Origin of the sequence: Actibacterium pelagium (assembly GCF_002285415.1) — a bacterium.
GTDB classification, from domain to species: Bacteria; Pseudomonadota; Alphaproteobacteria; order Rhodobacterales; family Rhodobacteraceae; genus Actibacterium_B; species Actibacterium_B pelagium.
On the sequence record NZ_NSBU01000007.1, the window covers coordinates 945,181 to 958,642 of the forward strand.

The 13,462-nt window shown below is 57.5% G+C and carries 10 protein-coding genes and 1 tRNA gene; 4 read left to right on the forward strand and 7 right to left on the reverse strand.

Annotated elements, in window-relative coordinates:
- Positions 1–53 precede the first annotated feature (53 nt).
- From CLM58_RS13545 to pdxH, 5 genes are all read right to left on the reverse strand, one after another.
- A complete protein-coding gene (locus CLM58_RS13545; protein WP_095596422.1) occupies positions 54–3,722 on the reverse strand; it encodes a vitamin B12-dependent ribonucleotide reductase in 3,669 nt (1,222 codons plus the stop codon).
- 456 nt (positions 3,723–4,178) lie between these two features.
- Positions 4,179–4,255 (reverse strand) — tRNA-Pro (locus CLM58_RS13550).
- A 101-nt stretch (positions 4,256–4,356) separates the two neighbouring features.
- Complete coding sequence (locus CLM58_RS13555) at positions 4,357–4,851, reverse strand: DUF192 domain-containing protein (protein ID WP_095596423.1); 495 nt, start codon at positions 4,849–4,851, stop codon at positions 4,357–4,359.
- Entirely contained in the window at positions 4,815–5,345 is a 531-nt protein-coding gene (locus tag CLM58_RS13560; RefSeq protein WP_095596424.1) for a cold-shock protein, read from the reverse strand. The genes CLM58_RS13555 and CLM58_RS13560 overlap by 37 nt, the downstream gene beginning before the upstream one ends.
- A gap of 127 nt (positions 5,346–5,472) precedes the next feature.
- Positions 5,473–6,078, reverse strand: a complete 606-nt coding sequence (gene pdxH / locus CLM58_RS13565) for a pyridoxamine 5'-phosphate oxidase (RefSeq protein WP_095596425.1) — start codon at positions 6,076–6,078, stop codon at positions 5,473–5,475.
- Positions 6,079–6,216: 138 nt separating this feature from the next.
- On the opposite strand from pdxH, the gene fabI reads away from it, so the two are divergent.
- On the forward strand, positions 6,217–7,035 hold the full coding sequence (fabI, locus tag CLM58_RS13570; RefSeq protein WP_095596426.1) for an enoyl-ACP reductase FabI: 819 nt from the start codon (positions 6,217–6,219) through the stop codon (positions 7,033–7,035).
- 19 nt (positions 7,036–7,054) lie between these two features.
- On the opposite strand, the gene CLM58_RS13575 is transcribed toward fabI, so the two are convergent.
- A complete protein-coding gene (locus CLM58_RS13575; RefSeq protein WP_095596427.1) occupies positions 7,055–7,798 on the reverse strand; it encodes a L,D-transpeptidase family protein in 744 nt (247 codons plus the stop codon).
- Positions 7,799–7,913: 115 nt separating this feature from the next.
- Here CLM58_RS13575 and gpt point away from each other — a divergent pair, with 115 nt between their 5' ends.
- The 3 genes from gpt (at position 7,914) to trpE (ending at position 11,866) form a co-directional block, all read left to right on the forward strand.
- The gene (gene gpt / locus CLM58_RS13580) at positions 7,914–8,417 is read left to right on the forward strand and encodes a xanthine phosphoribosyltransferase (protein WP_095596428.1); all 504 of its coding nucleotides are present in this window, start codon (positions 7,914–7,916) and stop codon (positions 8,415–8,417) included.
- Positions 8,418–8,499: 82 nt separating this feature from the next.
- Complete coding sequence (locus tag CLM58_RS13585; protein ID WP_095596429.1) at positions 8,500–10,344, forward strand: peptidyl-prolyl cis-trans isomerase; 1,845 nt, start codon at positions 8,500–8,502, stop codon at positions 10,342–10,344.
- 7 nt (positions 10,345–10,351) lie between these two features.
- Complete coding sequence (trpE, locus tag CLM58_RS13590) at positions 10,352–11,866, forward strand: anthranilate synthase component I (protein ID WP_095596430.1); 1,515 nt, start codon at positions 10,352–10,354, stop codon at positions 11,864–11,866.
- Positions 11,867–11,880: 14 nt separating this feature from the next.
- Here the strand turns inward: trpE and CLM58_RS13595 are convergent, their stop codons facing one another.
- Positions 11,881–13,326 carry a divergent polysaccharide deacetylase family protein gene (locus tag CLM58_RS13595; protein WP_158221913.1) on the reverse strand — a complete coding sequence of 482 codons (1,446 nt, stop codon included), beginning with the start codon at positions 13,324–13,326 and terminating at the stop codon, positions 11,881–11,883.
- Between the last annotated feature and the right edge of the window lie 136 nt (positions 13,327–13,462).

Genomic DNA, 13,462 nt, shown 5'->3' on the forward strand with positions numbered 1-13,462 from the left:
TTTGCCTGCGACCTTATCCGCGTCAGGGGCGAGCGCACCCGCCCCGGTGACCCTTAGGAACAACCAGATGTTGCTCCGCAGGTATTGCATTTCATGCAGGTGCCGTTGCGAACCAGCGTGTAGTTACCGCAGTCGCCGCACGGATCGCCTTCGTAACCCTGCATCTTCGCCTTGACCCGTTCGTCCATGGTGACGGCACCAACAGCGGTTTCGACTTTGGTTTCTGTCACCACAGCCTGCACAGAGGCGACCGGATCGGTGGCCGTGTTCAGCGCAGCAGTACTGGACGCCCCACCCTGCAGAACCACCAGTTCTTGCGGGACGCGGTTCCGCAGATAGCCGCTGGACGCCACTTGCTTCAGCACGTCGATCGGGCTGGAACCTGCGCTTTCCGGTACTTCGGTGAAGTTGCGCTTGCCCTCTTCCTCACCGCGACCAAGGTCGTCGAAGTGCTGGCCGCCAGGCTTCACATGCGCCAGATCGGTGCGATCCAGATAGCTGATCGCCAGCTCGCGGAAGATGTAGTCCAGGATCGAGGTCGCGTTTTTCACGCTGTCGTTGCCCTGAACCATGCCCGCGGGTTCAAACCGGGTGAAGGTGAAGGCTTCGACGAACTCTTCCAGCGGAACACCATATTGCAGGCCGACCGACACGGCGATGGCAAAGTTGTTCATCATCGCACGGAAGCCAGCGCCTTCCTTGTGCATGTCGATGAAGATTTCGCCCAGCTTACCGTCACGGTATTCACCGGTCCGCAGATAGACTTTGTGCCCACCAACGATGGCTTTCTGGGTGTAACCACGGCGACGTTCCGGCAGCTTTTCACGCTCGGACTTGATGATCTCTTTGATCACCACCTTCTCGACGATCTTCTCGGCCAGAACAGCGGCCTTTTCCTGCGTCGAGCCGCTTTCAAGGATCTCTTCCGCCTCTTCATCGTCTTCGATCAGGGCAGCGGCGAGCGGCTGCGACAGTTTCGAGCCGTCGCGGTACAGCGCGTTCGCCTTGATGCCAAGCGACCAAGACAGTTCGTAGGCCTTCTGGCAGTCCTCGATCGTTGCATCGTTCGGCATGTTGATCGTTTTCGAGATCGCACCCGAGATGAACGACTGCGCTGCAGCCATCATGGTGATGTGGCTGTCCACGGACAGGAAGCGCTTACCTTTCTTGCCGCACGCATTCGCGCAGTCGAAGACGTTCAGGTGCTCTTCCTTCAGGAACGGCGCGCCTTCCAGCGTCATGGTGCCGCAAACGTGGTCGTTGGCCGCGTCAATATCGGCTTTCGAGAAGCCCAAGTGACGCAGAAGGTCGAACGACGGGTCGTTCAGCTTCTCGGTCGGGATGCCCAGGGTGCCGGCGCAGAACTCTTCACCCAGGGTCCACTGGTTGAAGACGAAGCGAATGTCGAACGCAGTCGGCAGTGCGGCTTCGATCTTGTCCAGCTGCACTTGTCCGAACCCATGACCCACCAGCGAGGTGTGGTTGATCACCGGGGCGTTGCCCAAGGTGCCATGACCCACAGCGTAAGAGATGATCTCTTCGATCTGGGCCGAGCCATAACCCAGCTTCTCAAGTGCCGCGGGAACCGAGCGGTTGATGATCTTGAAGTAACCGCCACCGGCCAGCTTCTTGAACTTCACCAGCGCGAAGTCAGGTTCGATCCCGGTGGTGTCGCAGTCCATGACCAGACCAATGGTGCCGGTCGGCGCGATTACGGTGGATTGCGCGTTGCGATAGCCCCACTTTTCACCCAGCTCCAGCGCGTTGTCCCAAGCCAGTTTTGCCAAGCGTACCAGACGCTTATCCGGGCAATTCGCGTGATCCAACGGTACTGGCTTCACGGCCAGATCTTCATACCCTTCGGTGTTTCCATAGGCCGCGTTGCGGTGGTTCCGCATCACGCGCAGCATGTGCTTCGAGTTACGGGCATAGCTTGGGAACGGACCCAGCTCTGCGGCGATCTCGGCCGAGGTTTCATAGCAGACGCCGGTCATGATCGCGGTCAAGGCACCGGTCAGGGCACGGCCCTCGTCGCTGTCATAGCCCAGCCCCATGTTCATCAAGAGGCCGCCAATGTTGGCATAGCCAAGACCGGTTGTACGGAAGTCATAGGACAGCTGCGCAATCTCTTGGCTGGGGAACTGGGCCATCATCACCGAGATTTCCAGCGTCAGCATCCACAGGCGGGTCGCGTAGATATAGTCGTCCGCGTTGAACTGGCCGTCGTTATAGAAGGTCAACAGGTTCATCGACGCCAGGTTACAAGCCGTGTCGTCAAGGAACATGTACTCCGAACACGGGTTCGAGCCGCGAATTTCGCCATCTTCCGGGCAGGTGTGCCATGCGTTGACGGTGTCGTGGTACTGGATGCCCGGGTCGGCACAGGCCCATGCGGCGTGGCCAACCTGTTCCCACAGATCGCGGGCCTTGATGGTCTTGGCAACGGTTCCGTCAGTCCGGCGCAGAAGTTCCCAGTCGCTGTCATCACGAACAGCCTGAAGGAATGCGTCGGTCACGCGGATCGAGTTGTTCGAGTTCTGGCCAGCAACGGTACCATAGGCTTCCGAATCCCAGTCGGTGTCGTAGGTCGGGAATTCGATGCTGTCATAGCCCTGCTTGGCATAATCCAGAACGCGCTTCACGTAAGTCTCTGGGATCGCGACCTTTTTGGCTGAACGGATTGCGGCTTTCAGAGACTCGTTCTTAGACGGATCCACCGCATCTTCGCTAGAGCCATCCCATTCGCGGATCGCGCCGAAGATGTCGTTCAGACGCGCTTCGTGCATCTTGGAACCAGCGACAAGGCTTGCCACTTTCTGCTCTTCTTTCACCTTCCAGGTGATGAATTCTTCGATATCGGGGTGGTCTGCATCACAGATCACCATCTTCGCCGCACGGCGTGTGGTGCCGCCCGATTTAATGGCGCCCGCTGCACGGTCACCGATCTTCAGGAAGCCCATCAGGCCCGAGGATTTACCACCGCCCGACAGCGCCTCGCCATCGGCGCGCAAGCTGGAGAAGTTAGTGCCGGTGCCCGACCCGTATTTGAACAGACGCGCTTCACGGACCCACAGATCCATAATGCCGCCGTCGCCAACCAGATCGTCTTTCACCGACTGAATGAAACACGCGTGGGGCTGCGGGTGCTCATAGGACGATTTCGACTTGGTCAGTTTGCCGGTCTTGTAGTCGACGTAATAGTGACCCTGCGAGGGGCCATCGATGCCGTATGCCCAGTGCAGACCGGTGTTGAACCACTGCGGAGAGTTCGGTGCGGCACGCTGCGTGGCCAGCATGTAACGCATTTCATCAAAGTAGACGCGCGCGTCTTCTTCGGTCGAAAAGTATCCGCCTTTCCAGCCCCAATACGCCCAAGCACCTGCCAAACGGTCGAAAACTTGTTTGGCAGAGGTTTCGCCACCGAAACGCTCGTCCTCTGGCAGCTCTTCCAGAGCTTTCTCATCCGGGACCGACCGCCACAGGAACTCCGGCACGCCTTTCTCACGAACTTTCTTGAGGCGCGCCGGGACCCCTGCCTTACGGAAATACTTTTGTGCGATCACGTCCGAGGCAACCTGGCTCCACGATGTCGGAACCTCGAGGTTGGGAAGGCTGAACACAATCGTGCCGTCGGGATTACGAATCTCTGACGAGGTTTCAGTAAATTCCAAAGCACCGTATGCGCCGGTTTTGCTTTTCGTGAAATTGCGTTCAAACTTCATGACGTGCCCCGTCGTTAATCGTTTCTTGTCACCGCGAGGTTTCCCCTCGGCTAAATTCCCTTGATACGCAGAGACTAAACGACACCGATCGCGTGAATCTCACGCGAGACACAGACTCGCCCCACTCAGACGAGCTAGATCTTGGTAATCTTATCCCTGCTGCAGCCGCTCTCACTATATCTTGTGGTTGAGCCGCGAACCCCTACAAACTGACGTATCCACCCATAGCTGGTCAACGAAAAAATTTCACATTTCGGCGGGAAAATTCTGTTGACCGGAAGTGGTTTTTGAACCGAACCGAATCGTAAAGTGATTCACTAAATCATTGCCTAAAAATACACCAATTAGTGGCCAGCGAGATTTTCGCACACAATATATAGACTTAGCGTAGAACCTTGAGAAATAGGATGAATTCCTTCTGCGCTGCAGAGAGGGAATTCGCCTATTTCTTGGAAATGGTCGGGACGGCAAGATTCGAACTTGCGACCTACGGTACCCAAAACCGTCGCGCTACCAGGCTGCGCTACGCCCCGACTTCGGCCGCAGTCCTATCCTGCAAAGGAGAGAAAGAAAAGGCTCTATTTTAAGTGCGCAGAGAAAGATCCATTTTGACGTGCCTCAGACGGAAATACCCTTATTTTCCGCAAGGCCAAACTGCGCTGCGCTGGTCAAAGGCCTCGTGACGCAACACATCGCCTACTTCCAGACCCAACCGGCGAGACAGCCCTCCGTTGATCTCAAGCACGGCTAAGATGTTGTCCCCGCCGGGAATCGGTGTTTCGTCCAGCGGGATGGCGTTTTCATGGATTCGCGCAATTGTCCCAGTCGAATCGACGAAAAGCATATCCAGCGGGATCAGCGTGTTCCGCATCCAGAATGCGACGGATCGGGGACTTTCATAGACGAACAACATACCAGCGGCGTTCGGCAGCGACTCGCGAAACATCAGCCCCTGTGCCCGCTCATCCTCATCATCGGCAACTTCGATGTTGAAGCGCGCTTTCCCAAAGTCACCTTTGATCGTGACGACAGACGGGCTGCACCCGGCAAACGCGGGTGTCGAAAGGCCTGCAATTAGAGGAAAAAGAAAGGCTAACTGCCCGAAGATCGATCCAACGCGCTTTCCCATGGTTTCACCACCGTGGCCATCCGGCCTCTTTTACCATCAACAACGCGCAGGCACACAGCCTCGCCCGGTTGCAAATCAGCCAGACCCGAACGGCGCAAGACCTCAACATGCACGAAAATGTCATCGTCATCACCGAAAATATTCGCAAACCCGAATCCTTTGGCTTTATCGAACCACTTCACCCGCGCCGGTTCCAGCGGTAGTGAGTCGTCGTCGGCAAAGTGCCCATCCGTGATTTCAGCCAGTGGAGATTGATCGGCAGGTTCAGGCGGGTCAATGTGCAAGACCCGTGTCGCCTGAACACCGCGGTCGGTCTTCTGAACCTCGATGTCTATCCCGGAATCATCCGCGACAGAGCTTTGACCGAAGTTGCGCAAGACATTGGCATGCAGAAGGATATCGGGGCCTCCGCTGTCAGCTACCACAAACCCGAAGCCCTTTGTCGGATCGAACCACTTCACACGGCCATGTACCGAGGTGGTGCTATTATCCATGGGGTCGTCCAACGCTAAAACACCTTACGCTGCGCATATCCCTTGCGCTCAAAATGACTGTCACGACCGGGCTTTCAAGCTATCCTTTTGAGAAGAACGCCTTACAACCCATTAAATTTATTAGTATTCAGGGGTTTAGCCGCTCGATATTCCAAGCGTCCCCAACTTCTTTTCGCGTCCACCGAAACCTGTCGTGCAACCGAAAGGCTCCGTCTGCCCAAAATTCTATCTCAAAGGGTTCGATTCGATATCCACCCCAGAATGGCGGCCGATCCGGATCTGTCCCTTTTTCCAAGGTGACCTGTGCCACCTTGGCCATCAAACTGGCCCGCGATGCCAGCGGCTTTGACTGGTCCGAGGCCCATGCCCCTAACCTACTCTTTAATGACCGCGACTTGTAATAAGCATCGGCCATTGGCCCTTCTTCTCGCGTGACGCGACCACGGACACGAAGCTGCCGTCTAAGCGACTTCCAGTGTAACACAAAGGAAGCAAAGCCAGAGTCCTCTATTTCCGTAGCTTTAACGCTACCATAATTAGTGTAAAAAACGAAACAGTCCGGTTCAATGCTCTTCAAAAGGACCATTCGCACGTTAGGTCGGCCGTCCGCATCAACGGTCGAAAGCGCCATTGCATTGGGGTCATTGACCTCTGAAGCCTCGGCCTCGCTTAACCAGCTTTGCGCGATCATAAAGGGGTCTTCCCCTGCGAATATCCCTGTTCTGTCCGACATAGAGGCCTCTTGAGTAGTGCTTGTTGTGGGTCAGGCGATTTCCGGTCGCTACTTCGCGCGCAGATTGCTTCACTCTTGAAGCAAGGTGTCAGATCACCTAAACCCGATCTCAATGAAAACATGCTCTAGGGATGAAAGATGTCAAGCAACCTGATGCAAGGAAAACGCGGCCTGATCATGGGTCTGGCCAACGACAAATCCATCGCTTGGGGCATCGCCAAAGCCTGTGCTGACGCGGGCGCTGAGCTGGCTTTCTCGTACCAAGGGGATGCGTTGCGAAAGCGGGTTGGACCGCTGGCGGCGCAACTGGGCTCTGATCTGGTGATCGAATGCGACGTGACCAACACCGAGTCCATGGACGCCCTGTTCGCCGAACTCGAAGCCAAGTGGGGCAAACTGGATTTTGTTGTCCACGCGATCGGCTTCTCGGACAAGTCTGAACTGCGCGGCCGCTATGTCGACACCAGCGCCGAGAACTTCCAGATGACCATGGACATCTCGGTCTACTCTTTCACAGCCGTTGTGCAGCGCGCTGAAAAGCTGATGACCGACGGCGGCTCCTGCCTGACACTGACGTATTATGGCGCAGAACAGGTTATGCCCCATTACAACGTTATGGGCGTGGCGAAAGCCGCACTGGAAGCTTCGGTCAAATATCTGGCAGAGGATCTTGGCAAAGACGGCATCCGCGTAAACGCGATCTCGGCTGGCCCGATCAAAACACTTGCCGCCAGCGGCATCGGCGATTTCCGCTATATCCTGAAGTGGAACGAGCTGAACTCGCCCCTGCGCCGCAACGTGACACAGGACGAGGTCGGCAAATCGGCGCTCTACCTGCTGTCCGATCTGGGTTCTGGCGTCACGGGTGAGAACCTGCACGTCGATGCTGGTTACCACGTGGTCGGCATGAAAGCCGTCGACGCCCCGGATATCGACGCCGTCACCGGGCGCAAATAAGAATAGATTTGGGCGGCGACTAGCCGCCCGCAATTTGATAGTGCCGCCCGGTCATCTCGACCTGCGGCACTTTCTTTTTGGTCTCGAAAGCTTGGTAAGCCTCTGCGATTTCAGACCAAAACCCATGCCACCGGTGCCCTTCAGCCTTGGCCAGGCGCCTCTCTGTCATTCGGAACGGAAAGGCATGAACAGGGACATGGTCCTGCCCTGCTCGCAGCGCGGCTTCGACCATCACATAGATCTCTTCAATCGCCGGATCGGTCATCGCGTAGCACCCGATTGAAACGCAGGCCCCATGCACCATCAGAAACGACCCCGTGCGCCCATGCGCGCGGTCAAACGCGTTTGGAAAGCCCAGATTGAAGGACAGATGATAGGACGACCAAGGGTTCAGGCTGTCCTGGCGCACTTGATAGAACCCTTCGGGCGCTTGCCGGTCCCCTTCTCTTAGCTTCGGGCCAAGCCCACCAGAGTAGCGGCAGATCGGATAGGTCTTGAACAGGTCATAGGTCTCGCCGTTGCGCACCCATACCTCTAGCTCGGCTTCTTCCTTAAACAGGCGCAGATACAGATCAGAGCCAAACTCCAACCCTGCCTCGGCCAATGCAGACGTCAGAATTGGTCGCTGCTCAGCACGGATTTCTGCAATCGGGCGTTTCGGCAGATCAATGACCGGCGAACGGTCACGGAAAGAGATCATGGCGATCGCCCCGACCGCACTGAACACCGCGAGCCCCAAAATAGCCCTGCGAAGAAGACGCATATACCCTGCCCTTTTTGTTTTCCTATACATGCGCATGACGCTTGACGATTGCCACCCCCGGCCAGACAGCTTATCTCTGACCTGCGAAAAACTGCTTATAAGAAGAGAGTCACTCATGTCCGAACGTCTGCCACACGAGAAAGGTTTTCACGTAAGCTGGGATCAGGTGCACCGAGATAGCCGTGCGCTTGCTTGGCGGCTGGACGGGCGCGGCCCGGATAATGGCGAATGGAAGGCCATCGTTGCGATCACCCGTGGCGGCATGGCACCGGCCATGATCGTGGCCCGAGAACTGGATATCCGCGTGATCGACACCATTTCGGTCAAATCCTATAGCCACCAAGACCAGTCCGAAGCCAAGGTGCTGAAAGCCCCCGACCCCGAAATGATCGGCGATGGCCGCGGTGTTCTTGTGATCGACGATCTAGTCGACAGCGGTAAGACGCTGGAACTGGTGCGCGAGCTTTATCCGAACGCCCATTTCGCAACCGTCTATGCCAAACCAAAGGGCGAGCCGCAGGTCGATACGTTCATCACCGGCGTTAGCCAGGACACGTGGATTTTCTTCCCTTGGGATATGGCCCTGCAATATGTCGAGCCCTATCGCGGTAGCGACTGATCCAAGACGGTCGCCAAGCGCTTGCGGCTACTTGCGCTTGGCTCTACACAACTTGCACTGAATTCAAACTAAGGACCTGCGTATGTCTGGCGAAAAGAAAAACAGCCTTGGGAAAATGGCCTCGGGCGTCCTTCTGGTTCTGCTGATCGTGGGCCTTGCAGGCTTTGGTGCCACGAACTTTGGTGGCGCGAACACGGCCATCGCGACTGTTGGTGACGAAGAAATCACCGTCACCGATTACGGGCTGGCCCTGCAGTCTGCGATCCGCGCACGCGAGGCTGAAACAGAGCAATCGCTCAGCTTCATTGAAGCCCAGAACATCGGCCTGCCGGCCGTCGTGCGCTCGCAACTGATTGCAGAAGCCGCGCTGGACAACACCGTGACCGGCATGGGCCTGTCCATCGGCGACGAGGAAGTCCGCCGTCAGGTGCTGGCATACCCCGCATTTCAGGGCATCGACGGGCAGTTCGACCGCGAAAGCTATCGTTTCTCGCTAGAGCAGATCGGCCTTAGCGAGTCCGAGTTCGAAGAACAAATCCGCACCGACACCGCGCGTAGCATTCTGCAATCCGCTGTTGCCTCTGGCGTGCCCCATTCGGTTCAGTCTGTGGACGCAATGTTCAACTATATGTCGGCCCGCCGCAGCTATAACCTGTTCACGCTGACCGCCGATAACCTGTCGAGCGAAATCTCTGAACCCACCGATGCAGAGCTGCAAACCTACTACGAGGAAAACGCCGCTGCTTTCACTGTGCCCGAGGCGCGTGAAATCACCTATGTGTGGATCACGCCTGACATGATCGTGGATCAGGTTGAAGTCGACGAAACCCTTCTGCGCGAACTCTATGATCAGCGCATCGATGAGTTCGTTCAGCCGGAGCGCCGCCTTGTCGAACGACTGGTCTTCCCGGATCAGGCCGCTGCCGACGATGCGGCCGCGCGCCTTGAAAGCGGCGAAGCCAGCTTTGACGATCTGGTCACTGAACGTGGTCTGGAACTGGGCGACGTCGATCTGGGTGATGTCGGGGTCGATGACCTTGGCGCCGCCGCTTCGGCAGTCTTCGGAATGGCAGAGCCCGGCACAACCGGCCCCCATGCCAGCGATTTCGGCCCGGCCATCTTCCGCATGAACGCCGTTCTGGCCGCTCAGGAAGTCACTTTTGAAGACGCCCGCAGCGACCTGTCGCTAGAGGTTTCTCTGGATCAGGCCACCCGTATCATTGCGGACATGACACTGGAAATCGACGACCAGCTCGCCGCTGGCGCCACCTTGGAAGAGCTGGCCAAAGACACCGATATGGAGCTTGGTCAAATCGCCTTCCACGAGGGTGTGACCGATGGAATCGCCGCTTATAACAACTTCCGCGAAACGGCCGTCGAACTGCGTGAAAGTGATTTCCCCGAGCTAGCCGACCTTGAAGACGGTGGCATTTTCGCGGCTCGCCTGAACGGAATCGCCCCGCCAAACCTGCAGCCGCTGCAAGACGTGCGTGACGAAGCCATCGAAGGCTGGACCCGCGAAGAAACCGTACGCTTGCTTCAGGAAGAAGCGATTGCAATCAAAGCTAAGCTGGAAGCCGGAGAGAACGCTATCTCTGTGGGCTACCCGGTTGAGCTTTTCGAAGGTCTGACCCGCTCTGGCGTGTCGCCGCTGATCCTTTCGGAAGATCTGTTTGCGGCCGAGATCGGTAACATCCTGATCAAGGCAGACGGCGATCAGGTTTACGTCGTTCAACTTAAAGAGATCCTGCCGCCGGACACCGAAGACACCTCGACCGCGCTGCTTCGTCAGCTGTGGGAACAGCAAAGCGCGCAGTCGCTGACGCAAGACCTGTTCTCGATGTTCTCGCAGTCGCTGCTGAACGACGCAGAGCTTAGCCTGAACCAGGCCGCGATCGAAGCGGTCCACACACAATTCGTGCAATAGGTTTAACATGGCCACCCTGACACCATCCTTCGCAGAGTTTCAAGAAGGCTTTGACGAGGGAAAGACCCAATTGGTCTATGCCCGCCTGGCCGCGGACCTTGATACGCCGGTCAGCCTGATGCTGAAACTGGCCGAGGCACGCAAAGACAGCTTCATGCTGGAATCGGTCACCGGTGGTGAAACGCGTGGCCGTTATTCGATTGTTGGAATGAAGCCGGACCTGATCTGGCAGTGTCATGGGGAAGAAAGCCGGATCAACCGTCAGGCACGCGTTGATGCCGAGGCGTTTGAACCGCTAGAGGGCCATCCGTTGGACACCCTGCGGGCGCTTCTGGCCGAATGCCGGATCGAGATGCCCGACGACCTGCCTGCCGTTGCGGCTGGCCTGTTTGGCTATCTTGGCTACGACATGATCCGTCTGGTCGAGCACCTTCCAGACGTAAACCCCGACCCGCTTGGCCTGCCTGACGCGGTGCTGATGCGCCCAACCGTTGTTGCGGTTCTGGATGGGGTTAAGGGCGAAGTTACCTTGGTGTCACCCGCATGGGCCAACAGCGGCTTGTCCGCACGCGCCGCATACAATCAGGCGGCAGAACGTGTCATGGACGCGCTGCGTGATCTGGAGCGGGCCATTCCGGACGCCAGCCGCGATCTGGGCGAGATATCTCAGACCAACGAAGCCGTCTCGAACTTCACCAAAAAGGGCTATCTGGCCGCGGTGGAGAAGGCCAAGGAATACATCCGCGCCGGGGACATTTTTCAGGTTGTTCCGGCTCAGCGATGGACACAGGACTTCCCGCTTCCGCCTTTCGCGCTTTATCGCTCGTTGCGCCGGACCAACCCGTCGCCCTTTATGTTCTTCTTCAACTTCGGCGGTTACCAAGTCGTCGGCGCAAGCCCGGAAATCCTTGTCCGCCTGCGCGAAGAAGAGGTCACCATCCGTCCAATCGCAGGCACCCGTCCGCGTGGGAAGACTCCGGAAGAAGATCGCGCATTGGAAGCGGACCTGCTGGCCGACAAAAAGGAACTGGCAGAGCATCTGATGCTGCTGGACCTTGGCCGCAACGATGTTGGCCGCGTTGCCAAAATTGGCACGGTTCGTCCGACCGAAGAGTTCATCATCGAGCGTTATAGCCACGTGATGCATATCGTATCGAATGTGGTCGGCGAAATTCGCGACGACCAGGACGCGCTATCGGCCTTGCTGGCGGGCCTGCCCGCAGGCACCGTTTCGGGAGCGCCGAAAGTGCGCGCGATGGAGATCATCGACGAATTGGAACCCGAAAAGCGCGGCGTCTATGGCGGCGGTGTGGGCTATTTCAGCGCCGATGGCGACATGGATATGTGCATCGCCTTGCGGACCGCTGTGATCAAGGATCAAAAGCTGTACATCCAAGCCGGTGGCGGCGTCGTCTATGACAGCGACCCCGAGGCGGAGTTCCAAGAGACGGTGAACAAGTCCAAAGCGATCCGCAAAGCCGCTGAAGATGCGGGCCTGTTTGCCCGCAGCGGCAATAGCTAATCGCTGACTTCGGTCTACTCCACGGCCTTCAGTACGGCAGACAACGGAACAGCCTGAACACCGCTGGAGGTGCTACCGCTTAGCGCCCACTCCAACAACGTGACATAGGTCCACGGATGGGTGTGTGCATAGACAACGGCAGCGCCGTTTTGCGAAGCGTCGAATACAGCCTTGTTCAACGCAAAACGCTGCTTGGCGGCGTCGTCGCCCTCTGCGTCCAGCACGCGCGACACGGAAACGACAGGCACGTTGGTGCCCTCGGCCAGTTGCTCTGGTCGGACAAGACCTTTGCCCGATGTCACCAAGCCATGCCCGGTTGTCGCCGCAGCCTCGACCAATTGACGCATGACCGGACGCGAAATGGTTTTCTCCATTTCCGGCATCAGTGCCACTGTGGATGGAACTTTGGCCATGTATTCAGCGACTGTTCCCGCGACATCCCCCGAGACACCAGTTGACGGCAATTCCGTCGCCAATAGCACGACTTCATAACCGGCGTCGCGATAGGCCTGCGCTTGTTCTGCAGCACCTTCCTGAGTTGGATCAACCGCGAAGGTGATCGGCATACGAACGTCTTTCCAAGCAGGCAAAGCAACCCCACCTTGTCCGACATCGCGAAGAACGACCGCCAAAAGGGGAATATCGGCAGCGATCTCGAACTCTTCAGCATTCGCATCCAGTGCCCGGGTGAACACCTCTGCTACAACTGGCTCTGCTTCTTCCGTTGCTTCTGGCTCCGCTTCGGCCCCAACAGACGGCAGACGATTGACGGCAACCTTCGGCTCTTCAGCCTCTTGTGGCGCGGCGCTTTGCTCTTCCTCTGATGCCGGTGATTCTTCTACAGGGGTTTCCGCTTCCGGTGCGCTCTCTGCTTCGGCTTCCACCGGTTCCGAAGCGGCAGGCGCCGGTGTGGCAACAACAAGATCAGTCACATCTGGCAGCACCACTGGAGATTCGGGTGCAGGCGGTGCTTGCGGTGCGGGAACGGCGGGGCTGGGTAAGGCTGGCTCGTTGGTCAAGGTGTTGCCAGGCGCTGCTTCAACCGAAGGCGCACCACCTTCGGATTGTTCTTCGACCGCATCGTTCACGGTCGGGACCGCCACGCTTTCGGTGTTCGCTAAAGGCGCCTCATCATCAGCTTCGGGAAGCTGCGCTGGCTCAATGGTGATCTCTGGCTCCGCTTCAGGCTGACCAAAGGCCGACCCGGTCCCTAGTTCGACAGTTGATTGGACCCCAGTCGAACGCTCTGGCGTCGGTTCAGGATCTTCAGCTGGTTCAACCGTTACAGACTGCGCCGTAAGCGTCTCTGCCTGCCCCTGAACAGGAAGCGGGCTTGCGTCACTGGCTGGAGCTGGCGCTCTCGTAATAGTGCGAAGTGGCGAAACAGATGAAATAATCAGCAAAAAGCACAACGAGACGATTAATCCCATGATCACTCCGCCAAGGAAACCTTTGCCCATCATTTGCCTCCGTCAAATTACCGCTTTTAGCTGGTTCTCTTACCACCGGATTGGGCTGTCTGCCCTTGACCCCATGGCGATGCTCTGAACATGTATACCGCGACCAAGGCCAGCGGGTCACCCCTAATTCACGAAA